We start from the raw sequence: 19,444 nt of genomic DNA, 5'->3' as shown, positions 1-19,444 counted from the left end.
TTTCAGGGCTGCGGGCGGCCGACCGCGTGCGGGCGCCCGGAGTCGTGCGCGCCGCTGCGCCGGATGAACGTCATGGCCCGGGTCTTCAGCCGCCACCCGTCGGCGGTGCGGACGTAGGTGTCGCGGTAATAGCCGATCCGCATGTCATGGGTGGCGTGGTCGATGAAGCACAGCGGCTGGGTGCCGCTCGCGGAGTCGCCGTCGATATTTTCGACCAACGCAGTTCCGGTGAGGAACAAGCCCTTTGGGGCCGCGGCCACCAGCTCGGGAAACCTGTCCAGCCGGTAAGTGTCACCGAAGGCGCTGTAGGTGCCATCGGGAGTGAAGACGGCAACGAGGCCGTCGATGTCTTCCTGGGTGATGGTGACCGCGTAGCGGGCGAGCAGCTGCTGAATCTCGACCAGGTCGTCAGTTCTGGTTGGTTGACTTGTCGACATAGACCTTGCCGCCTTTCATGACGAAACTGACGTTCTGGGTAACCCGTATGTCTTCCAAGGGGTTTCCCGGAACCGCGATGATGTCGGCGAGCTGGCCCGGCGCGAGCCGTCCCCGGTCAGTGGCATTGATCAGCTCGGCGGCGGTCACCGTGGCGGCCCGTAGCACCGCCAGCGGTGGCAGGCCCCAATCCACCAGGGTGACCAGCTCGTCGGCGTTGCGGCCATGCGGAATCGCGGGGGCGTCGGTGCCCACCGCGATCTTCACGCCCGCCTGGTAGGCGGCCAGTATCGAGGTGCGCGCCTTCGGAAACATCTCTGCCGCCTTGGCCTGTAGCTCCGGCGGGGCGTGTGAGACGTCCATCGCGTCGCCGTCGGCCAGCCGCCGCGTGCTGACCAGGAAGGTGCCGTGTTCCACGAGCTGCGCGATGGCATCGTCGTCGATCAGAAAGCCGTGCTCGATGCAGTCGATGCCGGCGGCGACCGCGTGCTTGACCGCGTCGGCTCCGTGCGTGTGCGCGGCGACGCGCAGCCCGCGCCGGTGTGCCTCGTCGACGATGGCGCGCAATTCTTCATCCGAATAGTGTTGGGCGCCAGGAGGTCCCGTCAGGGACATCACGCCACCCGAGCAGCAGACCTTGATCAGCTCGGCGCCATGCTTGATCTGGTAGCGCACCGCCTTGCGGATCTCGTCGATCCCGTTGGCGATGCCCTCCTCGACCGTGAGGTCCAGCACGTGCGGCGCAAACGCGGCGAACATCGTCGGATCCAGGTGCCCGCCGGTCGGGGTGATGGCGTGACCGGCCGGTACCACCCGCGGCCCGTCGATCCAGCCCGCGTCGATCGCCTTGGCCAGCGCCACGTCGAGCAGATAGCCACCGGTCTTGACGAAGAGCCCGAGGTTGCGCACCGTCGTGAACCCGGCGCGCAACGTGCGGCGGGCGTTGCCGACCGCACGCAGCACCCGCGTCGGGGGGTCATCCTGCACCTGGGACAGGCCGGGTTTCTCCCCGCGCCCGCCCATCAGGAGGTTGACCTCCATGTCCATCAGCCCGGGCAGCAGGATTTGGTCGCCGAGGTCGATCAGGTCGCCCTGCGGGCCGCCGCCGTCACCGTCGCCGATTCCGATGATGCGGTCGCCGTCGATGTGCAGGACGCCGGGCCGAACGATCTCGCCGGTGTCGACGTCGAGCAGCCCGGCGGCCTTGAGCGTCAGCAACAATGTCAGATCACCGGTTCCCTGATCAGTTCCACCCACGCGGCGCCGCTGTCGGGTACGCGCGGCTGCTTCCACGCCTCTATCGGGAACGAGACCATGACGAGCGACTGCATGATGTGCATGAGCGTGCGGGCGTCCTCGGGCAGGTCGTCCAGCGGGAACTTGTCGCAGTAGGCGATGGCGTCGTTGAGGCGGGGGAATGCCGCATCGTAGAACGCCTGCATCTCGGTCATGGTAGACGCCAGCCGCTTGGCGTAGCGCTCGGGTTCGGTGGCCAGGTCCCACTCCAAATAGGGCTCCAGGTCGGCGAATTCAGACGGTAATTTTGCCATTGCCCTGGTACTCCTTCGCCCAACTAGCCACATAGTCACCGGTTGTCTTGTGTAGATGGCGGATCAGGACTTCCTGATCGCACAACAGGAACCTGTTGACGACCCTGGTGCCGATCATGGTCTGGGTGGCCTCCAGCGTGTTGGCGTCCTGCAGCGCGTACTCCTTGAACGTCACGGCCGCCAACTCCTGGGCCAGGCGTTCCCGCGCGTTGCGCGGCGGAACGAAATACAGCGTGCATTCGAAGGTGTGCTTGTCGACGGCGGTCGGCCAGTAGTGGTAGGTCAAATACCAGCCCGGCTCCCAGATCAGCAGCATGAAGTTCGGGTAGAACAGCCACGAGTCGATGCCCCACTGCGGCACCCGCTTGACGTTGACACCCGGCGGCAATTCGAGGTTCTCAATGATCTCCGGCTTGTCCCACGGACCGAACAAACCGCTGCGCAACACCTGGTCCAACGGCTTGACCATGGACATGTCGGGGGGCGGCGCCTGACCGCCCCACGTCGATTGCAGGCTGTGCGGGCCGGCCAGTTCGTAGTGCAGCGCCTCGTAGCCATACTTCTGGATCTTGGCGGCCTCCTCCTTGGTGTACTGCCCCTGGTGCAGGATCGGCGCGTGGTAGAACTCGATGAACGCGTCGATGAACAGCTTCCAGTTGCTGCCGACCTCGGCCCGGTAGGAGTAGGTCTCCGTCATCTCCCCGAAGGGATAGCCCTCGATGCTCTTGGCCAGCGGCCCGAGGTAGTCGGTGAGCGGCGCCGCGTTGTCGTCGAAGTTGATGAAGATGAATCCTTCCCACACTTCGCAGCGCACGGGCACCAGGCCGTACTGGCTCTTGTCGAGGCCGAAGAACTCGTCCTCCTGCTGGACGAAGGTGAGGTCGCCGTCGAGGCTGTAGCGCCACGCGTGGTACTTACAGGTGAACTGCCGGCAGGTGCCCGCGGTCTCCTCTTGCGGAAAGTCGTTCCACACCAACTTGTTTCCGCGGTGGCGGCAGACGTTGTGGTACGCCTTGACCGCCCCCTCCTTGGTCTTGACGACGATCACCGACATGCCCTTGCCCGCCGAGGGCAGCTCCTTGGTGAAGTAACTGCCGGTGCGCGGCAGCCGCTCGACCCGACCGACGTTGAGCCAGGTCTTCTTGAAGATCGCCTCGCGCTCGGCCTCGAAGAATGCCGGGTCGATCGAATCGGTGTAATCGACGGGCGCGGTCCCCAATTCGGGGTAGTTCTCTGTCCAGCTGCCGGCCGCCGGCTTGGGGAAGTGGGGCAAGGCTCTAACCTTTCTCGTTCTCGGGCTGTACGCCGAAAGCGTTGATGGCCATCGCGAGCGCGATGTAGCCGCCGACGGTGAAGACCAGGTCCATCCGCTGGTGTTCGTCGAGCCGTTCGCACAGGGCGGTCCACGTCTGATCCGAGATATTCGACTTCTCGTCGAGCTCGTCGACGGCGGTGAATACGGCGCGCGCGAACTCGTCGTCGGCTTCGCCGGTTCGCGCGGCGGCGATCTCGGCGTCGCTCAACCCCGCTTCCTTCGCGATGTCCACGTGGTGTGACCACTCGTAGGCGCAGTCACGCCGGTGGGCGACTCGCAGGATCGCCTGCTCGCGCACGCGCGGCGGGAGGGAGGAACCGAGCAGCAGGTACCCGCCGAACCGCAGGTAGGCCCGGGCCAGTTTCGGGTGACGCGCGAGCGTCGACATGAGCGTGCCGGCGTCCCGGGGATTGCGCCGTTCCGGTGGCAGCATGCCCGACAGTGCCTGCTCGACGGCATCGTCCCATTGATCGGCAGGCAGCGGCTGCAGGCGCATCCGCGGTCTCCTCTCGGCGTCCTCGCACGCAACTCTCGGTCAAAGAGAATCAGATTCTCATTTCTAACTAACAGAGTTGCATGATTCGGTCGGCTGGTCAATGCCGGCCGCGAAGATGTGGACCGGACGCGCGCCCGCGCGGCCCCGAGCGCGGCGCTGCCGGTCCCGGGCCTGCTGCGGGAACGCGGGGGTCGCGCTGGCGCGGCATTTCTGTTGTCCCTTCGTCGCTTCGGGGGCGCAACCGGCCTGATCGCGTAGCCGCTGGTCAGGCGCGGGCGGTTCGCGCGCGGGGTCGCTGGATGTTGATTCTCGCTGCACGAGAAGATAGTTTTCAAATAGTGATCTTGGCGCCCGGCGATGATTCGCCGATGCTGTGCGGGAGCGGCGCGTCCGAATCGCTCAGCTGGATCGGACTTGGAGAGGACTGGCCATGAACAAAGAAGACATGATCCTGATCAGCGTCGACGACCACACCGTCGAGCCGCCCGACATGTTCAAGAACCACCTGTCGAAGAAGTACATCGACGACGCGCCCCGGCTGGTGCACAACCCCGACGGCTCCGACATGTGGAAATTCCGCGACACCGTGATCCCGAACGTGGCGCTCAACGCGGTCGCCGGCCGGCCCAAGGAGGAGTACGGCATCGAGCCAACCGGGCTCGACGAGATCCGGCCGGGTTGTTACAACGTGGACGAGCGGGTCAAGGACATGAACGCCGGCGGCATCCTGGCCTCGATCTGCTTTCCGTCGTTCCCCGGTTTCGCCGGGCGGCTGTTCGCCACCGAGGACCACGACTTCTCGATCTCGCTGGTGCAGGCCTACAACGACTGGCACATCGACGAGTGGTGCGGGGCGTACCCCGCGCGGTTCATCCCGATGGCCATCCCGGTGATCTGGGATGCCGAGGCGTGCGCAGCCGAAGTGCGCCGGGTGTCGAAGAAGGGCGTGCACGCGCTGACCTTCACCGAGAACCCGGCCGCGATGGGCTACCCCAGCTTCCACGACGCGTACTGGAACCCGCTGTGGAAGGCGTTGTGCGACACCAACACCGTGATGAACGTGCACATCGGCTCGTCGGGCCGGCTCGCGATCACGGCGCCCGACGCGCCCATGGACGTGATGATCACGCTGCAGCCGATGAACATCGTGCAGGCCGCCGCGGACCTGCTGTGGTCGCGGCCGATCAAGGAGTACCCCGACCTGAAGATCGCCCTGTCCGAGGGCGGCACCGGGTGGATCCCCTACTTCCTCGAGCGGGCCGACCGCACATTCGAAATGCACTCCGCGTGGACCCACCAGAACTTCGGCGGCAAGCTGCCCAGCGACGTCTTCCGCGAGCACTTCCTGACGTGCTTCATCAGCGACAAGGTGGGCGTCGCGCTGCGCAACATGATCGGCATCGAGAACATCGCCTGGGAGGCCGACTATCCGCACAGCGACTCGATGTGGCCGGGTGCGCCCGAGGAACTGTGGGACGTGTTGTCCCTCAACGACGTTCCCGACGACGAAATCAACAAGATGACCCACGAGAATGCCATGCGCTGGTACTCGTTCGACCCGTTCACCCACATTTCACGCGAACAGGCGACGGTCGGCGCCCTTCGCAAGGCCGCCGAGGGGCACGACGTGTCCATCAGGGCGCAGGGCCACGAAAAGGACTCCCGAGGCGGCTCGTCGTTCGCGGATTTCGCGGCCAACGCGAAAGCCCTTACCGGCAACACGGACTGACCGCACCCTCGGACTAGCTTGTGCGCCGGTGCCTGTAACCGATTGAAGGAGACCTAGCCGTGCCCGGCGCAGGAATGAACTTCGAGCTGACCGATGACCAGGAGCTGATCCGCCGGTCGGTCGCCGAATTGGCCGGGAAATTCGACGACCAGTACTGGATGGAAAAGGACCAGGCGCACGAGTTTCCCGCCGAGTTCTACAAGGCCATCGCCGACGGCGGCTGGCTGGGCATGACGATCCCCACCGAATACGGCGGCCACGGCCTCGGCATCACCGAGGCCACCATCCTGCTCGAGGAGGTGGCGAAATCCGGTGGCGCCATGAACGCCGCCAGCTCGATCCACCTGTCCATCTTCGGCATGCAGCCCGTGGTGGTGCACGGTTCCGACGAGCTCAAGGCCCGCACGCTGCCCAAGGTTGCGACGGGCGAAGTGCACGTCTGCTTCGGCGTGACCGAACCCGGCGCCGGGCTCGACACCTCGCGCATCACCACCTTCGCCAAACGCGACGGCGATCGCTACATCGTCAACGGCCGCAAGGTGTGGATCTCCAAAGCCATGGAGTCCGACAAGATCCTGCTGCTCACCCGCACCCAGAGCTACGAGGAAGTCACCAAGAAGACCGACGGGATGACGCTGTTCATCACCGATCTGGACCGCAGCCGCGTCGACGTGCGCCCGATCCGCAAGATGGGCCGCAACGCCGTCAGCTCCAACGAGTTGTTCATCGACAACCTGGAAGTGCCGGTCGAGGACCGAATCGGCGAGGAGGGCAAGGGGTTTCAGTACATCTTGGATGGCCTGAACCCGGAGCGGATGCTGATCGCCGCCGAGGCCCTTGGCATCGGCCGGGTGGCGCTGGACAGGGCGGTGAAGTACGGCAACGAGCGGGAGGTCTTCGGCCGGCCGATCGGCATGAACCAGGGCCTGCAGTTCCCGCTCGCCGACTCACTGGCCCGCCTCGACGCCGCCGAACTCATGCTGCGCAAGGCCACCTGGTTGTATGACAACGGCAAACCCTGTGGCCGTGAGGCCAATACCGCCAAGTACCTGTGCGCGGATGCGGGTTTCACCGCCGCGGACCGCGCGTTGCAGACCCACGGCGGCATGGGGTACGCCGAGGAGTACCACATCACGCGCTACTTCCGTGAGGCCCGGCTGATGAAGATCGCTCCGGTCAGCCAGGAGATGATCCTGAATTTCCTGGGATCCAATGTTTTGAAACTGCCCAAGAGCTATTGATGACCAATCCGCCCTTCGCGCGCACCGGCCGATCGGCGTTGGTGAGCGGGGCCCGCGGCCAACACAACCACCCGAATTTCGTTGCGGCGCCGGGCCGAACCCGCACCGGGAGGCCGCTGCCGGTGAACGGCGGCATGGTGAAGTGAGTAAGCCCGACGAACGCGTGCTGCTGTCCGAGGATCGCGGCGGCGTGCGCACGCTGACCCTGAACCGTCCGCTGCGCAAGAACGCGATCGACCCTCAGCTGTGGCTGGCGTTGCGGGACGCCCTCGACGAGGCCGGTCGCGACCGCGGCGTGCGCGCGCTCGTCCTCACCGGTGCCGGGGGGAGCTTCTGCTCCGGCGCCGACATCTCGGTGCCCGAGGACATTCATCCGAAATACAAGCTGCAGCGCCTGACCGACGTGGCCCTGGCCTTGCATGAGCTCCCGGTTCCGACGGTCGCCAAGGTGACCGGGGTCGCGGTCGGGGCGGGATGGAACCTGGCGCTGGGTTGCGATCTGGTGGTCGCGACGCCGGAATCCACGTTCTGTCAGATCTTTTCCAAGCGCGGCCTGTCGATCGACCTGGGTGGTTCCTGGCTGCTGCCGAAACTTGTTGGCCTGCAACAGGCCAAGCGGCTCGCGCTGCTCGCCGAGACGATCGATGCGGCCGAGGCACAAGCCCTCGACCTGGTGACCTGGGTGGTGTCCGGCGCGGAGATCGACGCGTTTGTCGGAGATCTCGCCGACCGGCTCGCGGCCGGTCCGCCGTTCGCGCTCGCCCACACCAAGGCCCTGCTGAACGAGGGCGCCGACCGCACCATGCGCGACGCGCTGGCCAACGAGGCCCGGGCCCAGGTCGGCAACTTCGCAACGGCAGATGCGGCGGCCGCCTATGCCGCCTTCGCCGAGAGACGCGAGCCGTCGTTTACTGGTCGGTGGGCGTTATCGAGATCTGATGGAGAACAAACGGAGTGAAGATGCGTGAGACAGTGATCGTCGAGGCGGTACGGACGGCGGTAGGGAAGCGCAACGGAGGGTTGTCCGGCATGCACGCCGCCGACCTGTCGGCAGTCGTCCTCAACGAGGTGCTGGAACGCGCCGGCGTGGGCCCGGAGATCGTGGACGACGTGATCTGGGGATGCGTGTCCCAGGTCGGCGACCAATCCAGCAACATCGGGCGCTACGCGGTCCTGGCGGCCGGCTGGCCGGAGACCATCCCCGGAACCACGGTCAACCGGGCATGCGGTTCCAGCCAGCAGGCACTGGACTTCGCCGTCCAGGCGGTGATGTCGGGTCAGCAGGACGTCGTCGTCGCCGGCGGTGTCGAGGTGATGAGCCGCGTTCCGCTCGGTGCGGCAAGGGCCACCGGCGTGCCCTACGGTCCGAAAGTCCTTGCACGCTATGACGATTTCTCCTTCAACCAAGGCCTGTCGGCGGAGATGATCGCGAAGAAATGGGGGTTTTCCCGTGGCCGGCTCGACGAGTACTCGGCCCAGTCCCACGAGCGGGCGGCGGCGGCCCAAGACAGCGGCGCCTTCGACGAGCAGATCGTTCCCGTGTTCACCGATGACGGGGCCGTGCTGGCCGACGAGGGCGTGCGCCGCGGCAGCACCGTGGAGAAGCTGGCCGGCCTGAAGCCCGCGTTCGTCGACGACGGCGTCATCCACGCGGGCAACTCCTCGCAGATCTCCGACGGGGCGGCGGCGCTGCTCGTGACCACATCGGAGATGGCGGTCGAGCTGGGGTTGACGCCGCTGGTGCGCTACCGCGCGGGCGCCGTCACCGGGGCGGACCCGGTGCTGATGCTCACCGGCCCGATTCCCGCGACCGAGAAGGTGCTGACCAAGGCCGGCGTCGCGCTCGCGGACGTGGGGGTCTTCGAGGTCAACGAGGCGTTTGCGCCGGTCCCGCTGGCCTGGCTGGCGGAAACGGGTGCGGACCCGGACCGGACGAATCCGCTGGGCGGTGCCATCGCTCTGGGACACCCGCTGGGCGCGTCCGGCGCGGTGCTGATGACGCGCATGGCCCACCACATGCGCGATAACGGGATCCGATACGGGCTGCAGACGATGTGCGAAGGCGGCGGCACGGCCAACGCCACCCTGGTCGAGCTGGTCTCATAACGCCCGGCGCCCACGGTCTCGCGTGAGACCCTTGTCACAACACGGAAACCAACCTACTGTGTGTTCAGTAGGTTGGTGCCGAAGATCGGTACACGTTGGCCCAGGGGGTCCTTTTGCCCGTCGCTAGGCGGTACGACACGCTGTTCGCCAAAGGCGAGGACCGCAAGCAGCGGATCCTCGACGTCGCCCAGCGCCTGCTCACCCGCAACGGATGGCGCAATACCACCCTCGCCCAGATCGCCGGCGCCGCCGGGGTCACCCCGGCCGGCCTGCTCCATCACTTCGAATCCAAGGAGCAGTTGCTGCACGCGGTGCTCGACGCCCGTGACGCCGACGACGAGTCCCATGCCGACCGGAAGGGTGATCTGCTGGTCGAGATCGCGCGCGTCGCCGATCGCTTCACGCGGGCGCCCGACATGGTGGGCACGTTCACCGTGCTGCTGATCGAAAACATCGATCCCGACGCCCCGCTGCACGACCGCATGCTCTCCAGGCAGCGCGAGGCGATCGACATCGTCGCCGAGCTCATCCGCAGCGGCCAGGCCGACGGCCGGTATCGCACCGACATCGACCCCGCCGTCAAGGCGGTAGAAATTCTGGCCTTCGTCCACGGAATGGAAACAATATGGTTGCTCGATCCTTCGATACCGCTGACCGACGCGTTCAAGGAGTACGCGGAGGCGCTGGCACGGGACTTCGCGCCGCCGACGAAGAGCGGGACGACATGAGGTACCGGCTCGACGTCGTCGCCTCCAGCGTCGTCGACGTGGTGCGGTTCGCCGGCGGCTGGCTCTTCGACCGGGCGATGGCGGGCTGGGACGTCACCGTGCTGTTAACCGACCTGGCCGACCACTCCGACATCCGGCCGCTGCAGATCGTCGGCGCCCAGACGCTCGACCTCGAAGATGCCCTGGCGGCGGTGGACTCACGGCCCCGTCCCCAGGCACTGGCGGCGGCGGCGGACCTGTTCGGATGCGACTCGCGGGTGCGGCAGGGCGTATTGCAGGCCCTCGATCACGGGGTCACGGAGGTGACGCTGTGGGGGGAAAGCTGGCCGGCCGAGCTGGATGAGAGCGTTGGCGTGGTTCAGCACCGGCTGAGCATGGCCGCAAAGATCTTCAAGGACCAGGCCCTCTCCGCCGCCTTGAACGGCGCGGCGCAGGCGTCGATCGGCTACCTGGAAACCTTTCGGAGCGGCCTTTTGGCATGCCCGTCGGTCGCCGCCGACTTGGTGCCCGCCGGCTAGGCCGAGCAAGCCCGCGCTTTCGCGGAGGGGGCGCGCACCCCTCGTTGACGACCACCAGGCCGTATGGAAATGTAATACTCATCTGCGAGAGGCACGTTCTCACTAGACGAGATTCAAGGAGCAGGAGATGGCGAACGAATTCTCCGAGGTGGACTTCTTCCGCGGCACCGAGCTCATCGACGACCCGTACCCCTACTACGAGGCGCTGCGTGAGCAATGCCCCGTCACCCGGGAGAGCCATCACGACGTCACGATGATCACCGGCTGGGACGAGGCGTGCGCGGTGCTCAACGACGCGGAGACGTGGTCCTCCTGCATCTCGGTGACCGGCCCGTTCCCCGGCTTCCCGGTCCCGCTCGAGGGTGACGACGTGACCGAACTGATCGAGCAGCATCGCGACGAGCTGCCGTTCAGCGACCAGCTGCCCACCCTCGATCCGCCGACCCACACCAACCACCGCTCCCTGCTGATGCGGCTGATCACCCCGAAGCGCCTCAAGGAGAACGAGGACGCCATGTGGGCACTCGCCGACCAGGCGCTCGATACGTTCCTCGCGCCCGGGCGCGGCGAATTCATCAAGGGCTTCGCCGGCCCGTTCACGCTGCTGGTCATCGCCGACCTGCTGGGCGTGCCCGTGGAAGATCGCGACAAGTTCATCAAGGGCATCCGCCAGCACTCCGGGGGCGGCGTCGGGGGCACCGGCAAGGAAACGCTGGCGCACAGCCCGCTGGAATTCCTCTACGGCCTGTTCTCCGACTACGTTCGGGACCGCCGGCGCGAGCCCCGCGACGACGTGCTGACCGGCTTGGCCGCCGCGACCTACCCCGACGGCTCCATCCCCGAGGTCGAAGACGTGGCCCGGGTAGCCAGCAATGTCTTCTCGGCCGGCCAGGAGACCACCGTGCGGCTGCTCGGTGCCGCGCTGCAGACCATCGGGGAGCGCCCGGACATCCAGGCGCAGCTGCGCAAGGACCGCAGCCTGATCCCCAACTTCATCGAAGAGTCGCTGCGCCACGAGAGCCCGGTGAAAGGCGACTTCCGGTTGAATCGGGTGCCCGTCAACGTCGGCGGGGTGGACTTGCCCGCGGGCACCACGGTGATGGTGGTGCAGGCGGCCGCCAACCGGGATCCGCGCCGGTTCACCGATCCCACCACGTTCGACCCGGCCCGCAAGAACGCCCGCCAGCACATTTCGTTCGGCCGCGGCATCCACAGCTGTCCCGGCGCACCGCTGGCGCGCGCCGAAACCCGGGTGGCGATCGAGCGCCTCCTCGACCGGACCTCGGACATCAGGATCAACGAGGGCGTGCACGGTCCCGCGAACGACCGCCGCTACCAATACGTTCCGACCTACATCCTGCGCGGGCTGACGGAACTGCACCTGGAGTTCACGCCGGCATGAGGGTTTGGGTCGACGACCAACGCTGTCGCGGTCACGGCGTGTGCGTGACGCTCTGTCCGGAGGTGTTCAGCCTGACCGACGACGGTTACGCGGAGGCGATAAGCGCCGATATCCCAACTGAATTCGAGGCCGCCACTCGGGAGGCCATCCAATGCTGTCCCGAGCAGGCGATCAGCGAGACCTGATCTGACGAAGGAGACGTAGTGGCAAAGGGTTATGTCATCCTCACCGAGGCCATCAAGGATCCGGAGGGCATGAAGGCCTACGGTCAGGCAGCGGGAGCGGCGATGGGTGGCGTCAACATCCTCGCGGTGGACACCGCTCCCAAGGTCATCGAGGGCAGCTGGCACGGCGATCAGACCGTCGTGCTGGAATTCGAATCGGTGGAGGCGGCCCGGGCGTGGTACGAGTCCGAGGCTTACCAAAAGGCGGCGAAGCTGCGCCAGGCGGCGGCCGACTGCAACGCGGTCATCCTCGCCGGGTTCGAAATGCCTTCGGCCAGTGGGTGATCGTTAGTCCACGATGGAGATCGCCTGGCGGGGGCACTGACGCACGGCCTCGCGGACGTCCGCCTCGGTCTCCGGTGTGACCTCCGGTTTCAGGACGGTCAGCATGTCGTCGTCGCCGAGGTGGAATATCTCCGGGTTGATGCCCATGCAGACGCCGTTGCTTTCGCAAAGACCCCAATCGACTTCGATCCTCATCGCGGCCCCCTCTACCGAAGCACCTTCACCGGCACATTCTTCCAGCCGGCGACGTTTTGCATGTTCACCCGCGTGCACCCGGCCCAGTCCACCTCGTAGCGCGGCATGAAGTCGAGCAGCCTCTCCAGCGCGATCGTGCTTTCCATCCGGGCCAGCGCCGCGCCAAGGCAGCTGTGAATCCCGTACCCGAGACCGAGGTGTTGCGCTTCGGTGTGGTCGCGCTCGATGTTGAATGTCTCGGCGTCGGTGAAGGCATCCGGATCGCGGTTCGCCGCGGCGCCACAGAGGAACACCGGCTTGCCCGCGGGAATCACGCCCCCGCTGACGTGTGCCTCCTTCAGGGTGTAGCGGACGTTGTATTGGACCGGCCCCTCGTAGCGCAGTAGCTCTTCCACCGCACCGGGGATCTTGTCGCGGTCGTCCTGCAGCTTTTGCCACTGGTCGGGGTGGCGGGCGAAGATGACCGCCGCGTTGCCGAGCAACTTGGTGACGGTCTCGGCGCCCGCCCCACCCAAAAGGGTGGCGAAGGCGGTGATCTCGATGTCGTCGAGCTGGCGGGGCTGACCGTCCTCGCCGGGGATCTCGGCCGCGATCAGCCGGCTGATCATGTCCTCCTGCGGGTCCGCGCGGCGCTCCTGGATGAGGCCGAAGTAGTACATCGCGGTGTCGATGTTGGCCTGCATTCCGGCTTCGCTGATCTCGATCTGTCCCGGTTCGTGATGCAGGCTGGTGTCGATCCAGTGCCGCACTTGCTGGCGGTATTCCTCCGGCACCCCGGCCATCCGGGTGATGACTTCCACCGGGAACGGTCCGGAGAAGTCCTGGACGACGTCGAAATGGTCGGGATTGGCCGCGCCCAGGTACTTGTCGATCACCTCGATGACCGTCTCGCGCTGCGATTGAATGGCCCGCGGGGTGAACGCCTTGTTGAGCAGGCTGCGCATGTGCCGGTGCTCCGGTGGGTCCATGAAGATGATCGACTTCTGCTCGGCGGAGATCCCCCGCCGCACCATTGCGAGGTCGCAGCCGCGCGCCGAGGAATACGTCTCGAAGTCCTTGAACGCGGCCGCGACGTCCTCGTGGCGGGTCAGCGCGTAGAAGTCCTCTTTCTCGTCGTAATACAGTGGCGCGTCCTCGCGCATCCGTCGGTATATGTCGAACGGGTTGTTGAAGTAGTCCTCGGAGTACGGATCGAAGACAACCTTCGGTTTGGTCACTGCGTGCTCCTCATCGGCGGGCTGAAACCGTTACAGCGGATTGCCTGACTGTAACGCTAACGGTAGCGGTTTCGTGTGGAACGGGAAAGATCAAAACGCCGCCTCCTCAGACCCTCCGGGCATTACTCGCCAGGGGGCCGACGACGCCGATGACCGCGTCGAGCGCACCGAGATCGCCGCCCAGCTCCGCGGCGATGCCGCGCGCGACGGCCACGTCCTTGCCGACGAATTCGCCGGCTACCTCGACGAACGAGGCGATCGAACCCCCGGCCGCGACGATGTCCAGCACCCGGCTGGTGGCACTGCCGAAAGGCAGCGCGTCCAGCAGGGTCGACTCCGGCACGCCGAGGCGTTCGCCCAGCCGGATCGACTCCGCGAGCAGCCCGATGTGACCGGCGAACAGGGCGTTGTTGACCAGCTTCACCTTTTGGCCGGTCCCGAGCGGCCCGACGTGCAGGACCGGGTCGCCGTAGCAGCGCAGCACCGTTCGCGCCCGCGCCACGGCCTCGTCGGCACCGCCCACGAACAGGGTCAGCCCGCCGGCCGCGATGTCGTGCGGGCCGCCGCTGACCGGTGCATCGACCACGCCGACATCGCCGGCCCGGGCGGCGATGTCGGCGATCGTTGTCGGGCTTGCGGTGGTGTGCACCGCCAACGTCGATCCCGGAGGCATCGTGGACAGCAGGGGCCCGTCCAGGCAGACCTGCCGCACCTGTTCATCGGTGAAGACGCAGACCAGCACGACGTCGGCCCGCGCGCCGGCCTCGGCCACGTCGCCGACCGGCCGGGCGCCCAGCTGTTCGAGCTTGCGGCGCTGCTCGTCCGTCCGGCCCACAACCCGGACCTCGTGACCGGCCTCGACAAGGCGGGCCACCATCGGGCGCCCCATCCGGCCCGCCCCGATGAAGCCGACTTTCATCGGTCCCTCATCGTGGATGCCCCATCGAGGCCAGCGTGGCGTCGGCGGCCTTGAGCACGGCGCCCGGGTCGGCCGAGGCCCGTTCGGCGAGTTCGGCGACCAAGCGGACATCCTTCCGCAGCAGCGTCCCCGCCAGACCGGCCAGGCGTTCCAGGCCGCCGAGCCCGCCAAGGACGTTGAGCGCGAAGCTGTTTGCGCTGCCGCGAGAGACGACTTCGGTGAACCGATCGGGGGAGACACCCAGCGCGTCGGCCAGCGACAGGGCGGCGGCCGCCGTGCCCAGGTTGGCGGTGAAAAGCAGGTTGTTGAGCAGTTTGGTGGTTTGCCCGGACCCCAGGTCGCCGAGGTGCACGACCGGATCGGCGTAGCTTTCGAACACCGGACGGCAGCGCTCGACGACGTCGGCGTCGCCGCCGACCATCACCAGCAGACGGCCCTCCGACGCCGCCCCACCACCGCCGCTGACCGGTGCGTCGATGACCGAAACACCCCGGGCGCCGGCCTTTTTCGCGAGCCCGCGGCACGTGTTGGGATGCACCGTGCTGTGCACCACGATGACGCTGCCCGGTTCCATCGCCGCCAGCAGCCCGCCCTCGCCGGAGGTGATTTCCTCGATGTCGGCGTCGCCGACCACGCACAGGCAGACCAGGTCGCTGGCCGTGGCGAGGTCGGCCGGCGACGCGGCGAGGATCGCCGGGGTGTCGGCGAACGGCTCGAGCGTCGCGGCCCTGCGTGCCCACAGCGTCGTCTGGTAGCCGGCCTCGACGATCCGCCGCGCCATGGGGCCGCCCTGGCTGCCCAGCCCGATGAATCCGACCCTCATCCGGTCTCCAGATCGTCTTGCGTGTCCACCGCTTTCGCTCCGGCCGCCACGCATTCGTCGACGAACGAAAAAACCTCCGCGTGATAATCCGCGGCGGTGTGGCCCAGGCTGATGTTGTGGCCGGCCTCCGGTTGCCGGTGTACGGTGAACCGCGGCGCGCCGGAGAACAGGGCGGTGATCTCGGCTACCGCGGAATCATCGGCCTGCCAGACCTTTTCGTGCTCGGCGATGCTGAAGTGCACCGGGACGCGCACGGCGGGCGCGAGCTCCGGGAAGGTTTGACGGGCCCACTTGGACACCATCTGGTCCTCGTAGGCCGGCGCCGACGGGGAAACCGTCGCGCCGCCGAGGACCTCGGGCGGGTACAGCTCCGCCGGGCTCCACAGCAGGTCGCGCATGCCCGGCGGGCGGCGTTCGCGGGTCGCCGTTTTCAGGATTTCGCGGGCGGCGGGGTGGTAGTGCCGACCCGTGCCCGCGAGCTCGACGCCCAGCAGATCGGCTCCGCGCTCGTCGGCGGCCATCCGCATCGTCAGCTCGCACCCGCCCGAATGGCCCATCACGAACAATCCGGCGCCGCTTGGTCGTTCGCCGAGGATGTGGTAAATCGCCCCGTAGGCGAGGTCGACGCGCTGTTCGCCCTCGACCATCGCCTCGGGATAGGGCGCCGAGCTGCCGTAGCCGGGCCGGTCGAGGGCCACCACGGTGAATCCTGCTGCCGCGCCGGCCCGTAACAGCGAGTACGACGGGTGGCCCGGGCAGTCGAAATAGATGGCGGTGGTGCCGCCGCCGTGGATGGCCACGATCACGGCCTTGGGCTCGGGTGCTTCGGCGACCAGCGCCGACATCGGCACGCCGTCGACGATCACGAGGCGCGGACGGGGCGGGGCGCTCATGCGCCCGCCCGCAGCAACAGGACGCCGCTGGGGGTGAGGCCGCCGCTGCTGACCACGCCGACGCGGGCGTCGGTGACCTGCCGGTCGCCGGCCTCCCCGCGCAGCTGGCTGACCGCCTCGTGCAGCAGGCCCATGCCGTGGGTGCGGCCGTGCGACAGCTGGCCGCCGTGGGTGTTGAGCGGCAGCAGGCCGTCGCGGGCGATGTTCTTGCCGCCGTTGAGAAACTCTTTGGCCTCGCCGATGCCGCAGAAGCCTAGCGCCTCGATCCAGGACAGGCAGTTCATGGTGAAGCCGTCGTACAGTTCGGCGACGTCGACGTCGGTGGGGCGCAGCGACGTGCGGGTCCACACGTGCGCGGCCTGGCCCAGCACCTGCGGCTCGTGGGTGAGAGTGCTTTGGTCCCAGTCGATTCGCTCGATGATCTGCGTGCCCACCGCCTCGACCAAAACGGGCGGCTTGGCCAAGTCGCGCGCCGCGTCGACGGCGGAGACGATGACGGCGATCGCGCCGTCGCAGGGGACGTCGCAGTCGTAGAGGCCGAACGGCGTGGTGATGGGCCGCGCGCCCAGGTAGTCGTCCATCGTCATCGGGGTCCGATAGACCGCGGTCGGATTGAGCTCCGCGTTGGCGCGCTGGTTCAGGGCGATCCAGCCGAGCGTCTCTTTGGTTGTGCCGTAACGGTGGAAGTGCCGCTGCGCGTTCATCGCCAGGGTGTGTGCGGCCGAGGTGGCGCCGAACGGGTATGTCCAGCCAGGGGCGCGGCCACCCGATAAATGGGGCGCCGTGATCTTGCCCTGCTTCATCAGCTCGTTGTGGGTGGCTTCCCACAGCGTTCGGAAGCACAGCACGTGCCGGGCCAGGCCGCCGGCGACGGCGAGCATGGCGGCGATCACCGAACCGCCCGGGCCGAAGGTCTCCATGGCACCGTTGTGCCAGGTCGGTCGGATTCCCAGTGCCGCCTCCAGGGCGGTCACCCCGCCCTCGCCGAAGCCGCCGACATTGATCGCGCCGGGGTAGGTGGACAGGCCGTCGATGTCGGCGAGCGTCAGCCCGGCGTCGGCGATGGCCGCCTGGCAGGCCTGGACCGTCAGCGACAGCGGCGGCTCCATCAGCCGCCGCCCGATCGGTGACATGCCGATTCCGGTGAGCGCCACCTTGTCTTCGAACTTCTCCGCCGCAAGCATGGGGCGGACGTGCTCCCCGAAGCGCTCGGGCTCGATCTCGTCGGTGGGCAGCCGGCCGGGTGCGGTGTCGTTGAGGGGCCGGAACAACGGCAGCCAGACGTCCTCGATCTGCTCGAAGACGACCTCCACCTGTTGACCCAGCTCGAGCCGATCCGCCTCGCATTCAACGATGTTGGTGGTCAGCCGGACCCGCGGGTCTTCCGCGATCGCCACCTGGGCAACCACGTAGGGCGCCGGCAACCCGGGCAGGCTGAACCGATGGTTGACCGTGAACCCGGCCAGCGTGGCCCGTCCGGAGACGGCCCGCACGCCCACGTCCCGCGAGCGGCAATACCGGCACACCGGCGCCGGCGGATGGATCAGCGATTCGCAGGCCTTGCATTCCTGAAACCGCAGTGTGCCGTCGGCTCCCGATGTCCAGAAGAATTCGTTGTCCAGCGTGAGCAGGGGCAGCGGTCGTCCGGGTGCTGCTGACACGTCACCTCCGGAAGTCGGCCGCTCGTCCGAAAAGCCCGAAAAACAGGGTACGCCCGTTATACAAATCGGAGAATTACGTTATCACTTCTCGGCGCGCGCCGGCCACGCCGCTACGGATCGCAGCCGCACGGCTCAACGCGTGAATCCCCACTCCGCCTCGTTCTCTTCGGTCTTGAGGTGCTCGGCAGGATCCTCGGCATCGGTGAGCGGTAACTGAGGGGCAGCGGATATGCGCTCGCCGATCTCGGCGATGGCGTGCACCGGGCAATCCATCAGCGCGCGCATGACCGCGTCGCGATCCGACTCCGCCACGGTGCCGTCGCCGACGAGGGACGCGTAGCCCCAGTCGTCCAGCGAAAAGTATCCGGGCGCGTACTTGGCGCAGATGCCGAAGCCGTCGCACACGGTGCGGTCCAGCCGGATTCTCATGTTTGCCTCATCGCCTCCGCCTCGTAGGGACGGTCGGCGCGGAATGCGCCGCGGGTGCAGTCGGGGCAGGTGCCACCCANAGAGTTGTATAAGAGACAGGTCCAGCGTCGCGCAAGCGCCCCGTCCCCGCAGCAGCACCGACCAGCGGCGCAACCGCTCGACGTCTTGGGTCGTCGCGGCGCCGTCGCGGAGGGCACCCGCGGCGGCGGCCATCGCCGCCGTTCCGTTGAAGCAGGACCCGCATTGCCCCGCGTTTTCGCGGTCGAAGTACGCGAGCACCGATGCCGCGACCGCGACGGGGCAGTCGTCGGTGATCACCGAGATCGCGCCGCAACCCAGGCCGCTGCCGAGCCGCCGCATCGTCTCGTGGTCCAGGGTCGTCTCCAGCACGGAGCGGTTGAGCAGCCCGGCGAAATAGCCGCCCATCAGGGCTCCCCGTACTCGATCAGGCGAAACACCGTGCAGCGCAAGCAGTTCGGTAAAGGGCAAGCCGTGCGGAAGCTCGTAGAGCATCGGCGGTCGGCCGGCCCCGGTGATGGTGGCCAGGAAGGTCCCCGGCGACAGTGCGGTGCCCTGGGCGCGGAACGCCGCCGAACCGTGGCGCTGCAGGTAGGGCAGGTTGGCCAAGGTCTCGACATTGCTCACCAACGTGGGCCGCTCGTCGACGCCCGCTTCGAAGGGGCGCGGCGGCTTGTCCGTCGGTTTGGCCGGGCCGCCGTTGATCGCGCGGACCGCGGCGGTCTCCTCGCCGGCCACGTATCCGGGCTGCACCGTCGACGTGCGGACGTCGACGTTCCCCAGGGCGTCCGGCCCGAGCTCGCCGAGCGCGGTTTCGACGCTGTGCGCCGACTCCGGATCGGACACATAGACGTAGACGCGGCGGGCGCCCACGATGGCGGCGGCCAACCGCAGCCCGTCCAGGACCAGGTGCGGGCGGTTGCGCAGCAACCACCGGTCCTTGATCGAAGCAGGTTCTCCCTCTTCGCCATTCGCGACGACGACGGTGCCACCCGTGATGCGCCCGTTGTCGCGCACCGCGCGCAACTTCACCGCCAGGGGGAAGGCCGCACCGCCGCGGCCGACCAGCCCACTGGATTCGACCTCGCCCAGCAACTCGTCGGCGTCGGCGAGTGACCGGTATCCGCCGAATCGGCGATACGCCGCGAGGTCCTCGCGCTGTTCGGCCAGCAGCCGCGGTTCGAGCCCGGGCAGCGCGGCGGTGATGATGGTCGTGGATTGGGTGGTGTTCACGGCTGGCCTGCCATCGTCTTGGTTAGG

22 protein-coding genes and 1 pseudogene are annotated in these 19,444 nt (G+C 67.4%); 10 read left to right on the top strand and 13 right to left on the bottom strand.

The window, feature by feature from the left end; genetic code table 11:
• Window positions 1–2: 2 nt before the first annotated feature.
• The 5 genes from BN4348_RS50760 to BN4348_RS50740 are packed head-to-tail and all read right to left on the bottom strand — an operon-like array spanning window position 3 to window position 3,796.
• A complete protein-coding gene (locus BN4348_RS50760) occupies window positions 3–437 on the bottom strand; it encodes a nuclear transport factor 2 family protein (protein WP_066915787.1) in 435 nt (144 codons plus the stop codon).
• A complete protein-coding gene (locus BN4348_RS50755; RefSeq protein ID WP_066916070.1) occupies window positions 409–1,653 on the bottom strand; it encodes a metal-dependent hydrolase family protein in 1,245 nt (414 codons plus the stop codon). The genes BN4348_RS50760 and BN4348_RS50755 overlap by 29 nt, the downstream gene beginning before the upstream one ends.
• Window positions 1,654–1,658: 5 nt before the next feature.
• Entirely contained in the window at window positions 1,659–1,985 is a 327-nt protein-coding gene (locus tag BN4348_RS50750; protein ID WP_066915785.1) for a hypothetical protein, read from the bottom strand.
• The gene (locus BN4348_RS50745; protein WP_066915783.1) at window positions 1,966–3,258 is read right to left on the bottom strand and encodes an aromatic ring-hydroxylating oxygenase subunit alpha; all 1,293 of its coding nucleotides are present in this window, start codon (window positions 3,256–3,258) and stop codon (window positions 1,966–1,968) included. The genes BN4348_RS50750 and BN4348_RS50745 overlap by 20 nt, the downstream gene beginning before the upstream one ends.
• 4 nt (window positions 3,259–3,262) lie before the next feature.
• Window positions 3,263–3,796 carry a carboxymuconolactone decarboxylase family protein gene (locus tag BN4348_RS50740; protein ID WP_066915781.1) on the bottom strand — a complete coding sequence of 178 codons (534 nt, stop codon included), beginning with the start codon at window positions 3,794–3,796 and terminating at the stop codon, window positions 3,263–3,265.
• A 430-nt stretch (window positions 3,797–4,226) separates the two neighbouring features.
• On the opposite strand from BN4348_RS50740, the gene BN4348_RS50735 reads away from it, so the two are divergent.
• The 10 genes from BN4348_RS50735 to BN4348_RS50695 all read left to right on the top strand — a co-directional run bounded on the left by BN4348_RS50735 (window position 4,227) and on the right by BN4348_RS50695 (window position 12,029).
• Window positions 4,227–5,525 (top strand): amidohydrolase family protein, encoded by a 1,299-nt coding sequence (locus BN4348_RS50735; RefSeq protein WP_066915779.1) that lies wholly within the window; start codon window positions 4,227–4,229, stop codon window positions 5,523–5,525.
• 74 nt (window positions 5,526–5,599) lie between these two features.
• Window positions 5,600–6,766 carry an acyl-CoA dehydrogenase family protein gene (locus BN4348_RS50730; protein ID WP_066915777.1) on the top strand — a complete coding sequence of 389 codons (1,167 nt, stop codon included), beginning with the start codon at window positions 5,600–5,602 and terminating at the stop codon, window positions 6,764–6,766.
• Window positions 6,766–6,912, top strand: coding sequence for a hypothetical protein (locus BN4348_RS60150; protein ID WP_160040543.1), 147 nt, complete (start codon window positions 6,766–6,768; stop codon window positions 6,910–6,912). The genes BN4348_RS50730 and BN4348_RS60150 overlap by 1 nt, the downstream gene beginning before the upstream one ends.
• Window positions 6,909–7,724 carry an enoyl-CoA hydratase/isomerase family protein gene (locus BN4348_RS50725; protein ID WP_066915775.1) on the top strand — a complete coding sequence of 272 codons (816 nt, stop codon included), beginning with the start codon at window positions 6,909–6,911 and terminating at the stop codon, window positions 7,722–7,724. The genes BN4348_RS60150 and BN4348_RS50725 overlap by 4 nt, the downstream gene beginning before the upstream one ends.
• Before the next feature lie 2 nt (window positions 7,725–7,726).
• Complete coding sequence (locus BN4348_RS50720; RefSeq protein ID WP_066915773.1) at window positions 7,727–8,872, top strand: thiolase family protein; 1,146 nt, start codon at window positions 7,727–7,729, stop codon at window positions 8,870–8,872.
• 113 nt (window positions 8,873–8,985) lie between these two features.
• On the top strand, window positions 8,986–9,600 hold the full coding sequence (locus BN4348_RS50715; protein ID WP_066915771.1) for a TetR/AcrR family transcriptional regulator: 615 nt from the start codon (window positions 8,986–8,988) through the stop codon (window positions 9,598–9,600).
• Complete coding sequence (locus BN4348_RS50710; RefSeq protein WP_066915769.1) at window positions 9,597–10,118, top strand: hypothetical protein; 522 nt, start codon at window positions 9,597–9,599, stop codon at window positions 10,116–10,118. Before BN4348_RS50715 ends, BN4348_RS50710 begins: the two co-directional genes overlap by 4 nt.
• 127 nt (window positions 10,119–10,245) lie before the next feature.
• Window positions 10,246–11,520 (top strand): cytochrome P450, encoded by a 1,275-nt coding sequence (locus BN4348_RS50705; RefSeq protein WP_066915767.1) that lies wholly within the window; start codon window positions 10,246–10,248, stop codon window positions 11,518–11,520.
• Window positions 11,517–11,705, top strand: a complete 189-nt coding sequence (locus tag BN4348_RS50700; protein WP_066915765.1) for a ferredoxin — start codon at window positions 11,517–11,519, stop codon at window positions 11,703–11,705. The genes BN4348_RS50705 and BN4348_RS50700 overlap by 4 nt, the downstream gene beginning before the upstream one ends.
• 69 nt (window positions 11,706–11,774) lie before the next feature.
• Window positions 11,775–12,029: a DUF1330 domain-containing protein gene (locus tag BN4348_RS50695; RefSeq protein WP_235852926.1), complete on the top strand. Its 255-nt coding sequence runs from the start codon at window positions 11,775–11,777 to the stop codon at window positions 12,027–12,029.
• 3 nt (window positions 12,030–12,032) lie between these two features.
• On the opposite strand, the gene BN4348_RS50690 is transcribed toward BN4348_RS50695, so the two are convergent.
• From BN4348_RS50690 to BN4348_RS50655, 8 genes and pseudogenes are all read right to left on the bottom strand, one after another.
• Entirely contained in the window at window positions 12,033–12,224 is a 192-nt protein-coding gene (locus BN4348_RS50690; RefSeq protein ID WP_066915761.1) for a ferredoxin, read from the bottom strand.
• An 11-nt stretch (window positions 12,225–12,235) separates the two neighbouring features.
• Window positions 12,236–13,441: a cytochrome P450 gene (locus tag BN4348_RS50685; protein ID WP_066915759.1), complete on the bottom strand. Its 1,206-nt coding sequence runs from the start codon at window positions 13,439–13,441 to the stop codon at window positions 12,236–12,238.
• A gap of 106 nt (window positions 13,442–13,547) precedes the next feature.
• Window positions 13,548–14,360: an NAD(P)-dependent oxidoreductase gene (locus BN4348_RS50680; RefSeq protein WP_084454438.1), complete on the bottom strand. Its 813-nt coding sequence runs from the start codon at window positions 14,358–14,360 to the stop codon at window positions 13,548–13,550.
• A gap of 7 nt (window positions 14,361–14,367) precedes the next feature.
• Window positions 14,368–15,183, bottom strand: a complete 816-nt coding sequence (locus BN4348_RS50675; RefSeq protein ID WP_066915757.1) for an NAD(P)-dependent oxidoreductase — start codon at window positions 15,181–15,183, stop codon at window positions 14,368–14,370.
• Window positions 15,180–16,076 carry an alpha/beta hydrolase gene (locus BN4348_RS50670; protein WP_066915755.1) on the bottom strand — a complete coding sequence of 299 codons (897 nt, stop codon included), beginning with the start codon at window positions 16,074–16,076 and terminating at the stop codon, window positions 15,180–15,182. Before BN4348_RS50670 ends, BN4348_RS50675 begins: the two co-directional genes overlap by 4 nt.
• On the bottom strand, window positions 16,073–17,737 hold the full coding sequence (locus BN4348_RS50665; protein ID WP_066915753.1) for a thiolase C-terminal domain-containing protein: 1,665 nt from the start codon (window positions 17,735–17,737) through the stop codon (window positions 16,073–16,075). Before BN4348_RS50665 ends, BN4348_RS50670 begins: the two co-directional genes overlap by 4 nt.
• Before the next feature lie 132 nt (window positions 17,738–17,869).
• Window positions 17,870–18,166 carry a ferredoxin gene (locus BN4348_RS50660; RefSeq protein ID WP_066915752.1) on the bottom strand — a complete coding sequence of 99 codons (297 nt, stop codon included), beginning with the start codon at window positions 18,164–18,166 and terminating at the stop codon, window positions 17,870–17,872.
• A pseudogene (locus BN4348_RS50655) lies at window positions 18,163–19,417 on the bottom strand (NADH-ubiquinone oxidoreductase-F iron-sulfur binding region domain-containing protein). The gene BN4348_RS50660 and the pseudogene BN4348_RS50655 overlap by 4 nt, the downstream one beginning before the upstream one ends.
• Between the last annotated feature and the right edge of the window lie 27 nt (window positions 19,418–19,444).

Source organism: Mycobacterium interjectum (assembly GCF_900078675.2).
In the GTDB taxonomy this organism is placed as follows: domain Bacteria; phylum Actinomycetota; class Actinomycetes; order Mycobacteriales; family Mycobacteriaceae; genus Mycobacterium; species Mycobacterium interjectum.
The sequence above is the reverse complement of the archived record's forward strand: the minus strand, read 5'-3'. Positions and strand labels throughout refer to the sequence as shown.